We start from the raw sequence: 21,493 nt of genomic DNA on the forward strand, positions 1-21,493 counted from the left end.
GGAAAGACATGAAATTGGCCAAAGCTTTGCCCCGATGGACGCTGGCCATCTTCATAAGCTGCGCTGCACTTCCAGCTTTTTCGCTGGAAACCCAGTTCACGGCCACAGGCGCTGACACGGATCTAAAAAACCGCCTGAAACGCGCCAGTACTGTGACAAACATCAGCAAAAAAGCAGCCACACAGGATGTTCTGGCAGCAGCCTTATCTGATTATCGCAGCCTTGTTCAGGTGCTTTATGACGAAGGGTATTTCGCGCCGATTGTGTCCATCAAACTGGATGGGCGTGAGGCCGCCGCCCTTAACCCACTGGCGCTGCCCCAAACCATCAACAGCGTAAATGTTGCGGTGCAACCCGGCCCCACATTCCAATTAGGACGCGCCGAAATCGCGCCTCTTCCCAACAACACCGAACTTCCCGAAGGGTTTCGGTCTGGCGAGCGCGCGACCACTGGTGTGCTGCGCGATGCGGCGACGGCAGGGATTTCCGCCTGGCGCGACGCGGGACACGCAAAAGCGCGCATTCAGCAGCAAAACATTAGCGCCAACCATCGAACCAATCAGCTGAGCGCCGATATCCGTATTGCCCCGGGTGCCGAGCTGAAACTCGGACGGCTGCTCATCGAGGGGCAAAGCGACGTGCGCCCGGACGCGATCCAACGCATTGCGGGCTTTCCCACCGGAGAGACCTTTCACCCTGATCTTATTTCCAAATCCGCCGAACGCCTGCGCCGAACTGGCGCGTTTGCATCGGTAGCGCTGCGCGAAGCAGAAAATGCCAACCCCAATGACACGCTTGATGTGACCGCAGCGATCAGCGACCTCCCAAAGCGTCGTTTGACCTTTGGCACAGAGCTCTCTTCCTCGGATGGGGTGGAACTGAGCGCAAGCTGGATTCATCGCAACCTGTTTGGTGGCGCAGAACGCCTTACCTTTGAGGCGCGTTTGTCGGGCATTGGTGGCACGTCTGATATAGATGGCCGCGTCGCAGTGCGTCTGGATCGCCCCGCCACACTGGGCCCGGATGACAACATGTTTTACCTGCTCGAGGCGGAGCGGCTTGATGAAGAGCACTTCAGCGCTGTGCAGGGCATCGGTACAATCGGGGTGCGCAGGCTGTATTCCGATACGCTGACCGGGGAAATTTCCGCTGGGTTTGCGAGCATTCTGGCCACCGATGCCTTTGGCAAACGTCGGTTCAAATATCTGCTGGCGCGCGCCCGCCTTGAACAGGACCTGCGCGACAACCGGGTAAGCGCGACCGATGGCACCTATCTTTTGGCACAGGCGGTGCCCTTCGTGGGTATAGATGGCACGGAATCCGGATTGCAGCTTGTTGGTGATGGGCGCATCTATCGAAGCCTTGGTGAGCGTTTGGTTATCGCAGGCAGGGTGCAGTTTGGCTCGGTTCTTGGGCCATCCTTATCAGAAGTGTCCCCGACGCTTGGCTTTTTCTCAGGCGGCGCAGGCACCGTGCGCGGTCATGAGTTTCAATCCCTTGGGGTCCCAGCTGGATCTGATACTGCGGCAGGCCGTGGCTTTTTGGCGCTTTCAGCCGAAATCAGACGTCAGGTTTCAGACAAGATTTCGCTGGTAGGGTTTTATGATGTTGGTCTCATCTCTGATCAGAGCTTTCTCAGAGAGGGCAACAACCAGCACGCTGGTGCAGGCTTCGGCCTGCGCTACGATATCACCGGCATCGGCCCGCTGCGCCTTGATCTGGCGGTTCCAGTCAGTGGTGGCAGTGGAGACGGGTTACAGTTTTACATCGGTGTGGGACAAGCGTTTTGAAAACTTACCTTCCATATATTGCAGCGACCACATTCGCCTGCGCGACAGCCGCTGTCGCCCAAAACACCATTTCGCCAGAAGAAAGCGGCGGCTTTCTGGTGGATTTCCTTGAAGAGAAGCTTTCCGGTGAAAACCGTTTTGTAAAAGTCGAAGGCTTAAGCGGCACGTTTTCATCAAAAGCAGAAATCGCGCGCCTGATTGTCTCAGATTCTGAAGGCGTGTGGTTTGAACTGGAAGGCGCCGAGCTTGATTGGAACCGTTCTGCGCTGCTGCGCGGCGCGCTTTCGATCAACCAGCTGTCAGCAGAACGTATCGCGATCTCGCGCCCGCCCCTGCCCGCACCGCAGGAAACTACAGCGCCAAGCCCCGAAACCTCCCCTTTGACGCTCCCTGAGCTGCCGATTTCAATCAATCTAAATGAAATCGCGGCTGAACGGATTGAATTGGGCGAAGCTCTTTTAGGGCAAGACAGTGTCTGGAGCATAAAGGGCAAGCTTTCCCTTGAAAGTGGTGAGCTGGATAGCGCCTTGTCGCTGGACCGGCTGGATCGTGATGGAGATAGCCTGACGCTTGAAGCAAGTTACGCCAACACGGATCAACTGCTCGCGCTCAACCTGGCTGCAAATGAAAAACCTGAGGGGATAATTAGCGCCTCACTCCCGATGCAGGATCCTGTGCCGCTCTCACTTTCGGTGATGGGTGAAGGACCCTTGCAGGATTTCGCTGCCGACATCACATTTATGGCTGGTCCAAACGCGCAGATTACTGGTGAAGTTAATATCAATGCGGCGAGTGACTCCGAAACCACGCAAGGGCTGATTTTCTCTTCAGATCTCAACGGGGACATAGACGCGATTTTACCTGCGCAGTATCGGGATTTCTTTGGCCCCAACCTGCGTATGCGGCTGAAAGGGGAAACCTTTGCACCGAACGGGCTGGCGCTTCATTCGCTTGCCATCAACAGTCAGGCCCTGCGTCTGGCAGGCTCGGCCCAATTCATGGACGGCCAGATCGATACCGCCAATCTGCGTGCATCCATTGCTCCACCAAAGGGGCAAACACAGATCACCTTGCCTGTGGCGGGCGGCAATACTTCTGTCGCCCAACTCGATTTGTTGGCGCAAAAGACATCCGGGCCGCAATGGGCAGTGAGCGCAACACTCAAAGAGCTGGAGACCGCAGATCTAACGCTGGACCACGCTGCGCTAAACCTGAATGGCTTGCTGAAACAAGATCCCCTTGATCTCAATGGTGCGATTGATGCCCAACTCAACGGGCTTTCGCTGACTGACGAAGGTCTAAGTCGCGCCATCGGGCGTGATCTCGCGCTCAAGGCCAATCTCAAGGCTAAAGATCAACAGGTTTCGCTGCAAAACCTGCAGCTTTCGGGTCAATCTTTTCATGCAGAAGGTCAGCTAGATTTCGCCAGCTGGTCAGAGGGCCTGCGGATCAACACTGATCTGACAGCAACCCTTGCAGAACTGGCCAGCCTGTCAAAACTGGCAGCCCGCCCCTTAAGCGGTGATGCCAACGCCCACCTAAAAGGGAGCTTCACCCCGCTCAGCGGAGCGTTTCACGCGAATCTTTTCCTTACTGGCAACGAGCTTGCGATTGGCACGCCGCAAATCGACCAGATGATCACGGGCAAAACCACCCTGCAACTCGATGCAGAACGCAACAGCAACGGGATCAACATCGATAGATTCACGTTGAACAGCACCGGTCTTACGGCCGATGCTGCCGGCAATCTGAGCAGCGACAACGGGATGTTAACGCTTTCTGCTGAACTCGCCGACATCGCTGCATTTGTGCCGCAAAACTCAGGTCCGGTGCAGCTCAGCGGTGAGATAAAACGGCGCGGCGCCGCCTTTGATGGCGCGTTTGCGCTGAACGGGCCACACAGTTCCAGCGCAACGCTCAGCGGCACAGCACAGACCAATGGCAACGCTGACCTGATCTTTGACGCGCGCCTTGGCCAGTTGGAACGTTTTGTTGCAGATCTCACCGGCGCACTCGCCGCAAAAGGATCCGCGAAACGCAACAATGGCATCTGGACCGTTCAAGCCGATGCAAGCGGACCTGCAGGTATTGCTGCAAATGTGAACGGGCAATGGGACGAAGCGCGCGCAAGCGCAGATCTCAACGCGCGCGGCAGTCTGCGGCTGGACGTGGCAAACCCCTTTATTGCGCCAAACCTGCTGAGCGGCGATGCGCGATTTGATCTGGCGCTCAAAGGCACACCCGGTCTTGATGCGCTGTCGGGAACAATTACCACATCGGCGGGCCGCCTCGCCCTGCCAACTGCCGGTCAACAGATCGAGGGGATCACATCGCAGATCCGCCTCAATGGTGCCTTGGCCAATATCACCTTAGATGCGCGCCCTCGGGACGGCGGCAGATTGCGCCTGCAAGGCCCGGTCGCGCTCAAACCTCCGTTTAATGGCGATGTAGCAATTTCGCTCGATCAGGTCACATTGACCGACAATTTGATCTACCGCAGCATTGTTGATGGAAACCTGCTTCTCAGCGGTCCTTTGGCCAGTGGCGGTCGTTTGTCTGGTCGTATTCAGATTGGTGAGACCAATATCAACCTTGCAAGTGCTGGCGGGGCCATTGGCGCGGCCCCAATCCCAGAGATCCGCCATATCGCAGAGCCCCGAGCCGTGCGCCAAACCCGCGCGCGTGCTGGCCTGATTGGACAAGCCTCATCCGGCGGCCAAAGCCCGCTGGCTCTGGATCTTACCATTGATGCACCCAATCGCATTTTTGCCCGCGGGCGCGGCCTACGTGCCGAGCTTGGTGGGCAGCTCACCGTTCGCGGTACCGCTTCGGCTCCAGAACCGGCCGGTCAGATCGGGCTTATCCGTGGCAGCTTTGACATTCTCGGACGTAGGCTTTCGCTTGATGACGGTCAGATCACCCTGCTTGGAAGCCTCACCCCGTACCTGAACTTCACCGCATCTACCAATACCTCCGAAGGATCCGCCACGCTCAATATTTCAGGCCCACTTGATGCACCGCAAATTGAAGTCACCGCCGAACCAAACCGCCCCAGCGAAGAAGCGCTGGCGCTTTTGCTCTTTGGCGACAATGTTCAAGATCTTTCCCCGCTGGCACTGGCCCGGCTTGCCAGTTCAGCCGCAAAACTAAGCGGACGCGGTCTTGGGGCAGAAGAAAAACTTGCCGATGAAACCGGTGCCGACGATGTGGACATTGGTTTTGACAATCTCGGTGTTGGCGAACTTGGCCTTGGTGGCTACGTATCACAAAACGTCTACACAGATTTCAACGTCAACACGCGCGGTGATAGTGAATTGTCCATCAATCTGGACTTGAATGAAAAGCTCTCAGTAACCGGTACGGTGGACAGTGCAGGCGAAACCGGGCTCGGTTTATTTTTCAAGCGAGATTACTGAATATGACTACGGATTCTGAGCAGCCCGTTTCAATTGACGCCGTTGTAATTGGGCGCAACGAAGGCGCGCGACTGGTAACCTGCCTGCAATCGCTGAAAGGCCAGGTACGCCAGCTGGTCTATGTGGACAGCGGATCGACAGATGGTTCGGTTGCGAAAGCGCAGGACCTTGGCGCTGAGGTTGTAGAGCTCGACATGTCACGCCCCTTCACCGCGGCGCGGGCCCGAAATGCCGGTCTTGCACGCCTTTCGGGCGACGGCTTGGTCCAGCTTGTTGATGCCGATTGTGAAGTTGTGGAGGGCTGGCTGCAATCCGCACAGGCATATCTAGACGCCCACCCAGACGTTGCGGTTGTCTGTGGTCGCCGCAAAGAACGCCACCCGGACGCAACGCGATACAACGGGTTTTGCGATGCTGAGTGGGATACCCCCGTTGGCGAAGCAAAAGCCTGCGGGGGCGACGCGGTCATGCGCCTGTCGGCGCTGCGTGATGCAGGCGGTTACCGCGACGATCTGATTGCCGGAGAAGAGCCTGAACTTTGCGTACGTTTGCGCCAGTCCGGCTGGAAGATTTGGCGGCTTGATGCAGAGATGACTTTGCATGACGCCCAGATCACCCGGTTTTCACAATGGTGGAAACGCACACGGCGTGCTGGGCATGCATTTGCAGAAGGCGCCGCACTGCATGGCGCTCCGCCAGAACAACATTGGGTGAAAGAAACGCGGCGCGCGCTGCTTTGGGGAGCAGGCCTCCCGCTGATGATCACCGCAGCGGCCTGTGTTCAACCGGTTTTGGCGCTAGGATTTGCCATCTATCCGGCGCAGCTAATCAGGCTCAGCCGAAAGATGCCATTTGATGCGGCGCTCTACACGTTGGTCGGAAAATTCGCCGAGGCACAGGGTGCACTCGAGTATTATAAAAACCGTCTACTTGGTCAGCGCCGCGGCATTTTGGAATATAAGTGAGCCGCGTTGAGGCGCAGGCGCACGGCGTCCAAAATCTGACGCGGTAGAATACGAATGCACTGCAAATAGCGCGGTCCCAAACGTTTTGGGCTGCTGAGCGCGCGCCAAAGCCATTCCATCGCCATATTGCGCACCCACTCAGGCGCACGGCGTTGATGACCGCCAAGGAAATCCAGTCCCGCGCCCACAGAGGCAAAACCGACATTTGGTGCAATCTCACGACCACGTTGCGCGAGGCGTTCTTGCTTTGGAGCACCCAGTGCAAGAAAACACAAACCAATTTTCCTTTGCTGAAGGCTTTGCAGAATATGCATCGCTTCATCGCTATCCGGATCCAGAATTCCAGGCGCGTGGATCCATGCCACATCCAGACCGGGCACCTTTTCACGTAACGCTTGCTCTGCGTCTTCAAGCGCGTGCCGACTGCTCCCAACCAATGCAATGGGTGCACCCGCTTCCGCGGCCCAACGACACAGCGGATGTACCATGTCAGATCCGGGCATAAGAGAAACCGGACGGCGTGCGATTTGAGACAGCCATACAATTGGTCGCCCATCAGCAACTACAAAATCATGTGCCTGATAGGCGCGCAAAAAACGCGGTGACGCAGACATTTTGACCAAATGATCGAGATTAATGGTCGCGAGGGCAAAGCCTTCACGTCCCTTTAACCGACGAATGATTTCATCTTTCAAACTGGCGCGTGTTGGTACATTAACACGCACGAATTGTTCACCTATCCGAAACTGCACACCCCACCCCCCAAAGCGGACCACATCTCTGAACCATTGCAGATGTTGCCGCACCTGATTACGATGTCTTTAACTACCGCAAAAGCAATAAGTGAGCTAGCTGCGCATTTGTATAGGTTCCTGTTGCAAATTCGGTTAGTCAGACCTGAACCAATTATTATTGCGAGAGCGTGAAAAGCGCGAATGCCCAATCCGATTGCCTCCTTAATGTTAATGGCTTGGCCGTTGATCTGTGTGATTCTGTTCCAAAGATTATCACTGGAACGGGCAGTATTGTGGTCTCTCGTTGCTGGCTACCTTTTTCTGCCACCAATAGCAGAATTGGACCTTCCATTGGTTCCAGATCTGAACAAATCCTCGATCCCGTCGCTGGTTGTTCTTTTTATCTGCGCAGCAATTCTCAAAAAGCCAATTTCTTTCTGGCCCACCACACCGATCGCCCGAGGTCTTGTGCTCCTGTTTGTTTTGAGCGTGATACCCACGGTTCTGACCAACCGAGAAACCCTGGTGTTTCAAAACGTTCTCAATGCCGAACCAACTGTTTTTGTCACCAATGTTTTGCCAGGACTTCGCCTGATCGATCTGGGATCCGTGATTTCAAATCAATTAATTGTCCTGATCCCGTTTTTTGTCGCGCGCCGATATCTTTCGAGCGAAAATGGCCAGAAAGAAATCACAATCATCGTGCTGACATCTGCACTGATTTATTCGATCCCTGGGTTGATTGAGATACGCCTCAGCCCGCAAGTAAACACATGGGTATATGGCTTCTTTCAACATGATTTCAGCCAAACCATTCGCCAAGGTGGCTACAGACCCCTAGTGTTTCTGGAACACCCTCTATGGTATGCACTTTTCGTCATCTATGCCATTGTATCGGCTGCAGTCTTGCTGCGTAATGCCCCCCAAAAGGACCGAGGGCGCTATGGCTATGCGCTACTATACCTTTTGATTTTCTTATACCTATGCAAAAGTCTAGCAACCCAACTTTACGCGCTCGCTTTTGTACCCTTGCTGCTATGGGCTTCATTAAAAAATCAGCTCAAATTGTGTTTGGTTTTGGGTATTGTTGCGATTGTTTACCCAACCCTGCGCAATTTTGACGTTATACCAACAGACGCAATCTTTGCTCAGGTCGAATCGCACAGTGCTGAACGGGCACAATCATTGGGGTACCGCTTCAAAAACGAAGAGCTGATGCTGGAACGCGCGGCTGAGAAACCCCTGTTTGGATGGGGAGGATGGGGGCGCAATCTGGTTCGGGATTTGGAAACGGCCGAAATCATCTCCATTCCCGACGGAAGATGGATCATCGTCTTTGGTACTTTTGGATGGCTGGGATACATCGCCGAGATGGGGCTGCTGACATTTCCGCTGTTTTATTTCTGGCGCCAGGTCCGCCAGCGTAAACCAGAAGAAATTTCCCCCTACATTGGGGCATTGCTACTGATACTGACGGTCACTCTGGTCGACATGTTGTTAAACGCGACGCTTATTCCGCTAACGTGGCTCTGTGCTGGTGCGATCTTGGGCTACGCGGAGCGGCTCAAGAACCCGGATATATTTGCCGAAAAGCGAAAACTGTTTGAAGGAAAGACCGTTATTGGCACAGAAGACGAAGATCGACGCAGCCTGATGTGATGCCTTATTTTCTCCGTATTTCAGAGCGGTTTGCCCATAATGAAACCATACCAGCGCCCAATAGATTGCATATCTACGCAAACGATTGGCATATGGGCAACTGGGGTGGCCATAGATGACGTTGGCCGATTTAACAAAATTTCCATTTCCTGCACCGGGCCGTACCGTGCGGGATTTTTATGTGTGGCACATTATGAGTAATAGCCAGGACAGGGTATGAGATGACCAGCAACTCTAGCGCAACGCCAATGGCACCACAAAACGGCGATATCGCCATTGTTGGCATGTCGGTCAATCTGCCAGGTGCGCAATCCTGTGCACAGTATTGGCACAATCTGAAGTCCGGCATCTGCTCTATCGAGACCCTCGACGAAGAGGCTTTGCTGGCCGCTGGCGAACGCCCTTCGATGTTGGCGGATCCTAACTATGTGCCTGCCGCGGCACCTTTGAATGGTTTTGATGAATTTGACGCCGACTTCTTTGGGTTCTCTCCCAAAGAAGCCGCCATTATGGACCCACAACATCGTAAATTCCTTGAGGTCGCCTGGGAAGCCATGGAGCAATCAGGCCACGTGCCTGAGCGTATGAAAGGCCCCATTGGCGTATACGGCGGCTGCGGTATGGGCAGCTATTTCTATTTCAACATCTGCTCCAATCCGGGCCTTGTCGATGATGTGGGCATGTTCCTGCTGCGCCATACCGGCAATGATAAGGACTTCCTGACAACCCGCGTCAGCCACGTGTTTGATCTGCGTGGCCCGTCCGTGAATATTCAAACGGCCTGCTCCACCTCTTTGGTCGCTGTGCATTACGCCTGCGAAGCGCTGAACAAAGGTGAGTGCAACATGGCGCTGGCTGGTGGTGTCACCATCGAGCTGCCGCAAAACCGCGGCTATCTCTACAAAGAAAACGAAATCCTGTCGCCGGATGGGCGCTGCCATGCGTTTGACCACCGCGCGCAGGGTACCGTTTTTGGATCGGGCGCAGGCGTGGTTGCGCTACGTCGTCTTGAAGATGCGATCGCAGATGGGGATCACATCTGGGCCGTGATCAAAGGCTCTGCTGTAAATAACGATGGCGCGGACAAGGCTGGCTATCTGGCCCCTTCGGTTGGTGGCCAGTCTGATGCGGTGCAACAGGCATTGGCTGCTGCACAAACAGATGCGGATACCATCGATTATGTCGAGTGCCACGGAACCGGCACCTATCTGGGCGACCCGATCGAAGTTTCAGCCCTGACCGAAGCTTACCGCGAAACCACCGAAGACATTGGTTATTGCCGCCTCGGCTCGGTTAAAACCAATATCGGCCATCTCGATACCGCCGCTGGCATCGCAGGTCTCACCAAAACAGCACTTGCGCTCAAACACGCAGAGATCCCGCCATCACTGGGCTTTGAGGCACCAAATCCGGCGATTGATTTTGAGACATCACCGTTTCAGGTCAATGACACGCTCCGCCCTTGGGTGTCACACAAAGGCCCGCGGCGCGGGGCAATCAACGCATTGGGCGTAGGTGGCACCAACGCTCATGCCATTCTGGAGGAAGCGCCGGAACGCGCCCCATCTGAAGAAAGCGATTTCCCGTTTCACGTGCTTTGCCTGTCGGGTGCGTCGACCAGTGCATTGCACGGAAACACCAGCGCATTGGCTCAGCATCTGCGCGACAACCCAGATCTGAACCTCGCTGATGTTGCCTTCACGCTGAAAGAAGGGCGACGGGGTTTCGCCAAACGCCGTGTGCTTGTGGCAGAAACCGCAACAGAAGCAGCAGAGCTGCTAGAGGCGATGAACCCGCGTGAGGTGTTCACCCATGACCACCTGGGCGCCGATCCCGAAGTTGTGTTCATGTTCCCCGGTGGCGGCGCGCAGTATGCAGGCATGGCGCGTGATCTTTATGAGACGGAGCCAGTGTTTGCAGATTGGATGGATCAGGGCCTCGACCATCTGCAAAAGAGCCTCGACTATGACATCCGCGCGATCTGGTTGCCTGAAGAGGGTGACGTTGCTGCTGCCAATGAAAAACTGAAACAACCCTCAGTTCAGCTGCCGCTGATCATGATGGTGGAATATGCGCTGGCACAGCTTTGGATGAGCTGGGGCATCAAACCCGCTGCAATGGTAGGGCATTCCATGGGCGAAAACACTGCGGCCTGTCTGGCCGGTGTGCTGTCGTTTGAGGATTGCATTGATCTGGTGCTGCTGCGGGGCCGGTTGTTTGACAGCGTGCCCGCAGGCGGAATGCTGTCGATATCCCTGCCCCTGACCGAAGTGGAAGCCCTGATTGGTGATGATCTCGACATCGCCAGCGTGAACGCGCCCAACTTGACGGCGGTTTCGGGCCCACAAGACGCGTTGGATCAATTGTCGCAAACGCTGAGCAGCCGTGAGATCGATCATCAGCGCATTCAGATCGACATTGCAGCACACAGCCGCATGCTTGATGGCATCCTTAAGGAATACGGTGATTTCCTGCATGGCTTGAACCTGCAAGCACCAAACCTGCCGGTCATGTCCAACCGCAGCGGTGTTGCGCTTACACCTCAGCAGGCAGTCGATCCCGAATATTGGGTTGGCCAATTGCGCAACACGGTACGTTTTGCTGACTGTATCGAAACCCTTTCTGCCCGGGCAGATCGCGTGTTCCTCGAGGTTGGTCCTGGAAAGGCGCTGAGCTCCTTGGCGCAGATGGCCCCAACCGTGCAGCCCGGACAAGTCCTCAGCACGCTGCGCCATCCAGATCATGATGTGATGGATGATGCCTATTTCTTTGGCGTGATCGGACGGCTCTGGGCCTGCGGCGTTGAGGCTGACTGGTCCCAGATCTGGGGTGAAGCCAAACGCCACCGGCTTCCGCTACCGACATATGCGTTCCAGCGCAGCCGCTATTTCATTGAACCGGGACATGCGAGCACGGTTGAAGAATTGCCACAACCCGCGCGTCGCGACGAAATTCGCGACTGGGGCTATGCGCCCGCATGGCGACCGCGTCTTGCGGATTGCCCGGTTGATCTGGAAGAGGAGCTCGAAAACGCGCCACAAAACTGGCTTGTGTTCGAAGATGACGCAAACGTCGCTGCACCGGCGATCAAAGCGCTGCGCGCTGCGGGTCATTTTGTAGCAACCGTGCGCCCCGGTGATACCTATGCGCAGCTCGCGCCAGATCGTTTTGTGCTTGCACCCGAAGAGGGGCAGATGGGCTATGACGCGCTCCTTGCCGATCTCGCAGCGAACGACCGCCTACCGCATAGAATTTCTCACTTCTGGCTGGTGACTGAGCAGGAAACCTATCGTCCGGGTTCATCCTTCTTTGATCGCAATCTGGAGATGGGCTTTTATGCGCTGACGGCGCTGGGACAGGCGCTCGGCAATATTGAACTGGCTGAACCAGTGCATATCACTGCCTTCACAACAGGCGCTGCCCAACATCGCAACGAGGCGCTGCCCTATCCGGAAAAAGCGATGATCGCAGGCCCCATGGGTGTGATCCCACGGGAAGTGCCCAATGTAAGCTGCAGCACGGTAGATATTGAACTGCCTGCCCCCTTGTCCTTTGCGGCGCGCCTGACCGGGCAGGAACAGGACGATATTACACCACGCCTGCTGGAAGACATGCTGTCAGAGACGCGATCTGAAACAGCGATCTGGCGGGGAGACAAACGTTTTGCGCTTGATTGGCGCGACAGCCCGCTATCTGCGCTGGATGCAACACTCCTGCGCAATGGCGGCACCTATCTGATCACCGGTGGTTTTGGTGGTATAGGCCAGACAATCGCCGCGCATTTGCTGCAGTCATATGAGGCAAATGTGGTGCTGCTCGCCCGCAAACCACTGCCGCCGCGTGAAGGCTGGGAAAATCACCTCGCCAACCATAGCCCCGCCAATCAGACCGCCCAGCGCATTCGTGCGATGCAAAATCTTGAAGCGCTGACGAAAGGACAGATCATTTCTTTGGGCGGGGATGTGGCCAACAGCGGTGATATGCAAGCCGTGAAGGCAGAAATCGAGCGCAAGTTTGGCCCGTTGACCGGCGTGATCCACGGAGCAGGCCATATCAGCGATGCACCATTGCTGAGCAAAAGTCTTGATCAGATCAACCAGGTCTTTGCACCCAAAGTTGCGGGTCTTCGCGTGTTGGAAGACACGTTCTGCGATGAAACTTTGGAACAGCTTGTGCTGTTTTCTTCAAGTTCTACAGTGACGCGCCCTGCGGGTCAGGTGGATTACATCGCCGCCAACGAATTTCTCAACGCTTGGGCAAAACAGAAAAACGCCCAGGCCGACAAGCCAAAGGTCACTGCCATCAATTGGGGTGTCTGGGGCGATGTTGGCATGGCTGCGGATGCGATGCAGGCGCGGCTTGGCAGCGATGGCCCCAGTGCGCGCGAGACCTGCAGCCAACCTTTGTTTGACAGTCAGGGCTTTGACGCCTTTGGCCAGAAGGTTTTTTATGCTGAGATTTCAGCAGATCACTGGCTGGTGGATGAACACCGCACCAAATCGGGCGCCGCGTTGATCCCCGGCACCGGCTATATCGAATTTGCGACACAGGCGCTGCGGGCGATGGGGCATAGCGGCGGCTTTGATCTGCAGGATCTCTTCTTCTTGCGCCCGTTTGTGGTGCACGACAGCCGCGAACTGATCTTACGCCTGATCGCTGATGACAGCGGCTATGAGATGCAAATCTTCGGCAGCGTTGATGAAGGTTACGCCCTGATCGCACAGGGCAATCTGGTGTTGGTGGAGCAAACGGCTGCGTCGCTGGATCTGGTTACACTGCAAAACCGCTGCACCACTGTACTGGAACCGGTGGCGGGCCGTCTACGTTCACCGCAAGAAGCACATCTGAATTTCGGCCCGCGCTGGCAGGTGTTGGAGCATGCCGCACTTGGGGCTGGTGAAGGTATCGCCCAGCTCAGCCTCGCCGCAACCGCCGAAAACGATGACTGCCAGCTGCATCCAGGACTGATGGATCTGGCAACGGGCTGGGCCATTCAACTGGCCCCCAGCTATCAGGATAACGCCCTGTGGGTGCCTGTCAGCTATGATGCGATCCAATTTCACGCGCCGTTGTCTGGGAAAATCTACAGCCATATGGTGCTGGCCTCGGCAAATGAAGACGGGTTTGCGCGCTTTGATATCACCCTGTGTGATCCCAAGGGTGCGGTGCTTGTGGAAATCCGCGGGTTCCAAATGAAGCGATTGATTGGCGGCTTTGACCCAGCTGCGCCGCAAAAAGCAGACCATAGTGGCGCGGATCTTGGTTTGGTTGCTGCAAACAATCCTGCGCCGCTTTCATCAGATGAGCGCCGCCTGCAACACAATATCGCCAATGGTATCCGCGCCTCCGAAGGTGGGGAAGCATTTGAACGCGCGCTGGCATTGGGCAAATCACAGGTCGTGGTCTCCTCCCTGCCCCTGCAGGATCTGATTGCCCAGGCCGCACAAAGCAGCCAGAGCGCCACCGAGCAACAAAGCTTTGAACGCCCGCAGCTCGACACAGATTATGTTGCCCCTCGCAACCCGGTGGAAGAGCAGCTGAGCGCCATCTACGCATCCCTATTGGGGGTGTCACAAGTTGGGATTGACGACAGTTTCTTTGATCTCGGCGGGCATTCCTTGATTGCGGTGCGGTTGTTTGCGCAGGTCAAACGGGTGTTTGGCGTAGAATTTGCGCTTTCGATCCTGTTTGAAGCCCCCAGCGTTGCAGCATTGGCAGAGCGTATTATCGCCCGTACAGGTGGCGGCATCAGCAGCACTGAAAGCCAGGCGACCGAAACAGTCACCCATGAGCATCTGGTGCAATTGCACCCCGGCGACGGCACCGGACGGCGCCCGTTCTTTCTGGTTGCAGGAATGTTTGGCAATGTTTTGAACCTGCGTCACCTGGGTCAACTGGTAGGTCAGGACCGACCGGTTTATGGCCTGCAGGCCAAAGGTTTGATCGGGGACGCAGACCCTCACCGCCGATTGGATGATGCCGCCAAAGCCTATCTTGCCGAGATCAAAACCATCCAACCCGAAGGGCCTTATCTGTTGGGCGGCTTTTCTGGTGGCGGGCTGACGGCCTATGAGATGGCGCAGCTGCTGAATGCAAACGGCGAAGACACCGCAGCCTTGATACTGCTGGATACGCCGCTGCCCGTGCGCCCGGAACTGAACCAGCAGGACAAGCTGTTGATCAAGCTTGATGAGTTCAAATCCAAAGGCGCGCGTTATCTTTGGGATTGGGGCAAAGCCCGCATCGCCTGGGAGTTCGAAAAACGCCGCCATAATCCCGCCGAAAGCGGCCAGACGCCTGAATTCAACAATCGCAAAATCGAACTCGCTTTCCGCGAAGCAATTGTTGCCTATGAGCTGCGCGCCTGGGATGGCCCCATAACGCTGTTCCGCCCACCACTGGATCGTCATTGGAAGGTCAGCGACGGCAACTGGGTGTCGGCTGAGCGTGAATATGTCTTTGACGACAATGACTGGGGGCGCTGGTGCCGCCAACTGAATGTGATCGAAGTGCCGGGTGACCATGACAGCATGGTACTGGTACCAAACGTGTCAGTCCTTGCCGGATCGGTCAAAGCTCTGCTGGATCAGGCCGATCGCCTCCCGCTGAACACAACAAGCCGGGAAGCCGCGGAATGAGCCTAAGACCCCAAAACGCAGATAGTCGCAACCAGGCTGACAGCTCGGTGCTGGTGGTATTGCTGAACTACAAAACCCCAGAGATGACCATCAAATCCCTGCGCGCCGCAATGGACGCCATGGAAGATTTGGCGGGTGAAATCACCGTGGTCGACAATGCATCTGGTGATGGCTCGCTCAATATTATCCGTGCAGCTGCGGAAGATGCGGGATGGTTGCAATCGGGTCGTGTCAGGCTGCTGCAATCACCGGTGAACGGTGGTTTTGGCGCTGGGATGAATTTTGGCATAAATGCTGGGCTGAGCGACGGCACAAAGCCTGCGTTCTATTACCTGCTAAACTCAGACGCATTTTGCAACGAGCGCACAATAGAAGCCCTGCGTGAGTTTTTGCATGCAACGCCTGACGCTGGTTTTGCTGGATCCTATGTTCACGGGATAGAAGGCGAGCCACATTGCACGGCCTTCCGTTTCCCCTCGCTTGCAAGTGAGTTTGAAGGGGCGGCGCAAACCGGGTTGATCACGCGCCTGCTGCCAGATGTCAGCGTTGCAATGGAGCTCCCTGACAAAGCAGTTCAAGTCGACTGGACCGCAGGCGCAAGCCTGATGATCCGCGCAGAATCCATCGACGCTGTGAGCGGGTTTGACGAACGGTTTTTCCTCTACTTTGAAGAGACAGAATTGTGTCACCGCGCAGCACAGGCGGGGTGGAACACTTATTATGTGCCTGACAGCACGATCGCGCACCTAGGATCGGTCTCAACCGGTATGAAAGATTGGTCGCGCACGCCCAGCTACTGGTTTGACAGCCGCTGGCACTATTTTTCCACCACCCGCAGCCGCAACTATGCCCTTGCTGCGACCCTTGCCCGTTTTGCGGGTGCGGCGATTTACGGTCTGCGCCGCCTGATTGAGCGCAAACCGCAGGTTGAACCAGATGGGTTTTACCGCGATCTATTGAACCATCTGCTGGCCCAGATCTCTCTGAAAGCCAAGGCACCTAAAGTGCAGCCCCTGACGCATAATGCCAAGGATACAAAATGAAACCGTTTTCCGCCGTTCTTATTGGTAATGAATCTCTTCTTATTGGTTGCGCAGATCAGCTGCTTGCACGCGGACACGCAATTCAGGCGGTTGTTTCCTTGCAAGATGACATCATCAGCTGGGCCAACGCCAAAGGTATTCAAGTTCATTCTGCTCCGCGTGACATTGAGCCCGGGTTTGACTGGCTCATGTCGATCGCCAACCTGCGCATGATCCCTGAGGATGTTCTGGCCAAAGCTGGCAAAGGCGCGGTGAATTTTCACGATGGCCCCCTGCCCCAATACGCAGGCCTCAACACCCCGAACTGGGCGATTATCAACAACGAAGCCCAGCACGGCATCACCTGGCACGTGATCGAAGGCGGCGTGGACGAAGGTGATATTCTTGCCCAGCGCCAATTTGATATCGCCGAGGGTGAGACCGCGCTGAGCCTCAACTCAAAATGTTATGCTGCGGCGATGGACAGCTTCCCTGAGGTCGTTGAACAGCTCGAACAAGAACAGTTGAACCGGCAGGCGCAGGATCTCAGCCAACGTCAGTATTTTGCCAAGGCGGATCGTCCGGCATTGGGTGGTTTGCTTGATTTCTCCAAACCTGCACAAGATCTGTCGCGTCTAGTTCGCGCACTTGATTTTGGCACCTATTGGAATCCGCTGTGCACACCAAAATTCATGATTGGCGACGCGCTATTTTTGGCGCGTCAGGCCGACGTTTTGGATATGGAAGGTACAGCGACAACTGTATTGGCCGTTGAACCGGGCTCCATCACAGTTGCCTGTGGCGAAGGCGCGCTAAAGCTTTCCGGCATCACCAGCGCAAGCGGCTTACCTGTTGATCTACAAACACTCACCGCCGCAGGTGCCGAGCTGCCGACGCTGCAGCCAGATGCTGATATCGAAAACGCGCTTTTGGCCGCCCAAAGTGGCGAAACCCATTGGCGCAAATCGCTTGCACGTTTTCATCCGCTGCCCGTGCCTTTGGCACAGCCCCGCAATCAGAGCGGCTGGATCAAACAGTCGCTCTCAACAACCGCAACTTTGAGCGACACTCAAATCGCTGTGGCAACGGCCGCATGGGCCCTGCTGAGCGCGGGCGAAGAACACGGCGGCATCGCACTGAACATAAGCGGCATGAACGCAAAAACCGGTTGGGTCAGCCCTTGGGTGCCGCTCCAGCTGAACCGCGATGACGCGCTTTCTGACGCGGTATCACGTGTTGAAAACACTCTAGACAAGGCGCAGAAATTTGGTGGTTTTCCACTGGATCTGATGGCGCGCGCACCTGAAATCACACCGCATTCCTGCCCAGCTGTTGGCCTGTCTATCGGCACCGCGCGCGCAATTGATGGCACTGTGATCACGGTCTCATATGTTGATGGTGACCTGACGCTTCATGGTGATAGCGCACAGATTGATGATACCTCGCTTGCACTTCTGGGCGAACGCCTGACACTGCTGCTGAACGCGCTGCCGGACCACAGCACAGATGTGAAATCACTACCGATCCTGCCCGAGGCGGAGCGCAAAACCCTGCTGCAAGACTGGAACCAGACCAGCTGTGATTTTGCTGCTGATCTCACCATTCATGCTGCCTTTGAAGCACAGGTTGCAAAGACACCAGAAGCGGTGGCGCTGGTCTTTGAAGATCAGTCGCTGACGTATCGTGAGCTAGACGCCCGCGCCAACGCGCTGGCGGCGCACCTACAAGAGCTGGGTGTAAAACCGGGGTCACATGTTGGCATCTATATTCGCCGCTCCATTGATCTGGTTGTGGCAGCCTATGGCGTGCTCAAGGCGGGTGGTGCCTATGTACCACTTGATCCAGCATATCCTGCTGATCGTATCGCCCACTACGTGCGCGACAGCGAAGCCAGCGTGATTGTCACCCAATCCGCGCTTGCTGCCGATCTGCCTGCATCCTCGGCAAAAGTTCTGGAAATCGAAAGCCTTGCAGATGCCCGGCAGGAAACACCCGTCAAGGGCGGGGCCACAGGCAGCGATCTGGCCTATCTGATCTATACCTCAGGCTCCACCGGTCTGCCCAAAGGGGTGATGGTCACCCATTCCAACGTGTCCAACTTCTTCACCGGAATGGACCAGCGCATTCCCCACAAAGAAGGCGACAGCTGGCTTGCGGTTACGTCGCTGTCCTTTGACATTTCCGTGCTTGAGCTCTTCTGGACCCTATCACGCGGCTTCAAACTGGCGCTCTCCAGCGATGAAAGCCGTCTTGAGCTGTCAAATGGCCCGATCGCCATGAGCGACCGTAAGATGGAGTTCAATCTGTTTTACTGGGGCAACGATGATGGTGCGGGCCCCAAGAAGTATGAGCTGCTGCTGGAAGGGGCAAAATTTGCCGACCAGCATGGGTTTAACGCGGTCTGGACGCCGGAACGCCACTTCCACGCCTTTGGCGGCCCCTACCCCAACCCGTCGGTAACCGGCGCGGCCGTGGCAGCGGTCACCCAAAACATCGGTGTGCGCGCGGGATCCTGCGTAGCACCGCTGCATCATCCGGCCCGTATTGCCGAAGAATGGGCGGTCATCGACAATCTCACCAATGGGCGCGCGGGGCTAGGTTTTGCCTCGGGCTGGCAGCCGGATGACTTCATCCTGCGCCCAGAAAACACCCCACCGGCAAATAAGCCCGCGCTGTTTGAAAGCATCGAAACCGTGCGCAAACTGTGGCGCGGTGAAGAAGTGGCCTTTGCGCGCAAAGATGGCAGCAGTCACAACGTGCTGTCGCAACCCCGCCCGGTTTCCAAAGAACTGCCGGTTTGGGTTACAACCGCGGGCAATCCAGACACGTGGCGTGAAGCAGGCAAGATCGGCGCCAATGTGCTGACCCACCTTCTGGGGCAAAGCATCAGCGAGGTCGCCGACAAGATCCGCATCTATCATGATGCACTGCGCGAGGCGGGCCATGATCCGGCGGATTTCAAAGTCACTTTGATGCTGCACACCTATCTTTCTGATACCCGTGAACACGCCCGTGATGTGGCACGTGAGCCGATGAAAGACTACCTGCGCTCTGCCGCCGGGCTGATCAAACAATATGCCTGGGCATTTCCGGCCTTCAAACGCCCGCAAGGGGTCAATAATCCGTTTGAAATGGATCTGGAGAGCCTGTCTGGCGAAGAGCTCGAAGCCATCCTTGATTTTGCGTTTGAACGGTACTTTGAGGACTCGGGCCTTTTCGGCACCATCTCTGATGCCTGTCAGCGTGTGGACGAATTAAAACGCATCGGCGTTGATGAAGTTGCCTGCCTCATTGATTACGGCATCACGCCTGAGGTGGTTTTGGAAGGGTTGAAACCCCTTGCCGAAGTGCTGCGCCTGTCAAATGCGCCGCAGGAACTGACGGCAGATGACTTCTCGCTCGCAGCGCAGATGATCCGTCATGACGTTTCGCATATGCAGTGCACCCCATCCATGGCGCGGATGATCACCATGAACGATGAGGCGCGCATGGCGCTGGGGCGTCTGTCCCATCTTCTGGTGGGTGGTGAGGCATTGCCCGGTGATCTGGTCTCAGTGCTGCGCAACAGCAGCCGCGCGCAGATCCACAATATGTATGGGCCAACAGAAACTACAATCTGGTCAACCGTTCAGACAGTAGATGAAATCCCGGCAGGCGTCGCCGACATCGGCACGCCCATCGCAAATACGGATATTTTGGTGGTGAACGACGCGGGTGATCTGCAACCTATAGGCGCGCCCGGCGAACTTCTGATTGGCGGCGCTGGCGTCACCAATGGCTATTGGCAGCGCAAAGAGCTCACGGCTGAGCGCTTTGTCTCAGTTCCTCAAATTCCTGGCACGTTTTACCGTACCGGCGATCTGGTGCGCTGGCGCAAAGATGGTCGTATCGATTTCCTTGGCCGCACGGACCATCAGGTCAAAATTCGCGGACAACGCATTGAACTTGGTGAGATCGAAGCCGCGCTCGCTGCCTTCCCCGGTGTGGATGCTGCCGTGGTCATGCCGCGCAAGATCGGCGAAGGCGAACGGCTCGTCGGCTATGTCACCGCATCCGCGCCGGTTTCAGAAGCCAAGGTCAAACAGGCGCTGGCCAGCAAACTGGCAGAAGTCATGGTGCCAGCCCATATCGTGACGCTTGATCGTTTCCCGCTGACCCCAAACAAAAAAATCGACCGCAAAGCACTGCCTGATCCCAAACCTGAACGGGCTGTCGCAGCAGATCCGGTCGCCCCAACCGAAGGCGCACAAAGCCAGATTGCTTTGATCTGGTCCAAGATCCTTGGCGTGAACGGTATTGGCGCGCAGGACAACTTCTTTGCGCTTGGCGGCCACTCGCTATTGGCGGTTCAGGCGCACCGCGAAATTCGCGAAAACCTCAGTGCAACAAAACTGTCGATCACCGATATCTTCCGCTTCCCGACATTGATTGGACTTGCAGATCACATTGAAGGTCTGAGCGGCGCAAAACCTGTAGCTGAACCCGTTGTCGACGAAGCAGCAGAAGCCGCGCGGGCGGATACGATGTCGAAACGACGTGCCATGCGTGCAAATCGCCGTACGCGCGCATGATGGCAACAGATCAAAACAATCAGGAGGCGCGGCAATCCCTGCTTGCGCCTCTTTTTGCGGATGATGTTGCGCTCGCGGCAACCGATCCCGCAGTGGATCAGCCCAGCCCATTGCCCGAAGAGCTGAACGGGCTGTCACCGCGCGCAGTGGAAAAACGCCGTCGCGAGTTTGCCGCCGGACGCGCCGTTGCGCGCGCGGCAATGGCACAGCTGGATCATTCCCCTGCCCCGATACTGGTTGGCAAAGACCGTGCACCCGTCTGGCCCAAAGGGCTCATCGGCAGCATCACCCACTGCAAAACCTGTGCAATGGCTGCGGTGTCCACATCAGACAGATATGCGGGGCTTGGACTAGACGTGGAAGAAGACACTCCGCTGAAATCAGAGCTTTGGGATGCGATCTGTTCAAAACGCGAACAGGATTGGATGCGCGCGCACCACAATCCCGCACAAATGGGCAAGCTTATCTTCTCAGCCAAAGAAGCGGCCTATAAATGCCAATATAATGTCAGCCGCCGCTATTTTGGTTTTGAAGGGATGGAATTGGAGTTTGACATGGCAAACCACAGTTTCCGCGCAGAATTCACCGCTGATCAGGTGCCTTTTGTACAAGGAACCTCCCTGTTCGGGCGGTTTGCAATTGGTGCTGGTCTTATCATCACGGCTGTCAGCCTTTCTACGAACTGGCAGGAGGTTTGA

The 21,493-nt window shown here is 56.2% G+C and carries 9 protein-coding genes; 8 read left to right on the plus strand and 1 reads right to left on the minus strand.

The features are described from left to right. Positions 1-8 precede the first annotated feature (8 nt). Genes GG681_RS06220 through GG681_RS06230 form a run of 3 tightly spaced genes read left to right on the plus strand, consistent with a single transcriptional unit; the run spans position 9 to position 6,171 of the window. Entirely contained in the window at positions 9-1,790 is a 1,782-nt protein-coding gene (locus GG681_RS06220; RefSeq protein ID WP_153546232.1) for an autotransporter assembly complex protein TamA, read from the plus strand. Further along, positions 1,787-5,206, plus strand: a complete 3,420-nt coding sequence (locus GG681_RS06225) for a translocation/assembly module TamB domain-containing protein (protein WP_153546234.1) — start codon at positions 1,787-1,789, stop codon at positions 5,204-5,206. Before GG681_RS06220 ends, GG681_RS06225 begins: the two co-directional genes overlap by 4 nt. Before the next feature lie 2 nt (positions 5,207-5,208). Further along, a complete protein-coding gene (locus GG681_RS06230; protein WP_153546236.1) occupies positions 5,209-6,171 on the plus strand; it encodes a glycosyltransferase in 963 nt (320 codons plus the stop codon). On the opposite strand, the gene GG681_RS06235 is transcribed toward GG681_RS06230, so the two are convergent. Beyond that, the gene (locus GG681_RS06235) at positions 6,141-6,866 is read right to left on the minus strand and encodes a WecB/TagA/CpsF family glycosyltransferase (RefSeq protein WP_235899794.1); all 726 of its coding nucleotides are present in this window, start codon (positions 6,864-6,866) and stop codon (positions 6,141-6,143) included. The two genes, GG681_RS06230 and GG681_RS06235, sit on opposite strands and share 31 nt — an antisense overlap. 240 nt (positions 6,867-7,106) lie before the next feature. On the opposite strand from GG681_RS06235, the gene GG681_RS06240 reads away from it, so the two are divergent. The 5 genes from GG681_RS06240 to GG681_RS06260 all read left to right on the plus strand — a co-directional run bounded on the left by GG681_RS06240 (position 7,107) and on the right by GG681_RS06260 (position 21,493). Next, on the plus strand, positions 7,107-8,564 hold the full coding sequence (locus GG681_RS06240) for a hypothetical protein (protein WP_153546238.1): 1,458 nt from the start codon (positions 7,107-7,109) through the stop codon (positions 8,562-8,564). A 221-nt stretch (positions 8,565-8,785) separates the two neighbouring features. After that, the gene (locus GG681_RS06245; protein ID WP_153546240.1) at positions 8,786-15,202 is read left to right on the plus strand and encodes a type I polyketide synthase; all 6,417 of its coding nucleotides are present in this window, start codon (positions 8,786-8,788) and stop codon (positions 15,200-15,202) included. Further along, positions 15,199-16,245: a glycosyltransferase family 2 protein gene (locus GG681_RS06250; protein WP_153546242.1), complete on the plus strand. Its 1,047-nt coding sequence runs from the start codon at positions 15,199-15,201 to the stop codon at positions 16,243-16,245. Before GG681_RS06245 ends, GG681_RS06250 begins: the two co-directional genes overlap by 4 nt. Beyond that, entirely contained in the window at positions 16,242-20,795 is a 4,554-nt protein-coding gene (locus tag GG681_RS06255; RefSeq protein ID WP_153546244.1) for a MupA/Atu3671 family FMN-dependent luciferase-like monooxygenase, read from the plus strand. Before GG681_RS06250 ends, GG681_RS06255 begins: the two co-directional genes overlap by 4 nt. Then, entirely contained in the window at positions 20,795-21,493 is a 699-nt protein-coding gene (locus GG681_RS06260) for a 4'-phosphopantetheinyl transferase family protein (RefSeq protein ID WP_328593288.1), read from the plus strand. The genes GG681_RS06255 and GG681_RS06260 overlap by 1 nt, the downstream gene beginning before the upstream one ends.

It is taken from the genome of Tritonibacter aquimaris (assembly GCF_009617595.1).
GTDB classification, from domain to species: Bacteria; Pseudomonadota; Alphaproteobacteria; order Rhodobacterales; family Rhodobacteraceae; genus Epibacterium; species Epibacterium aquimaris.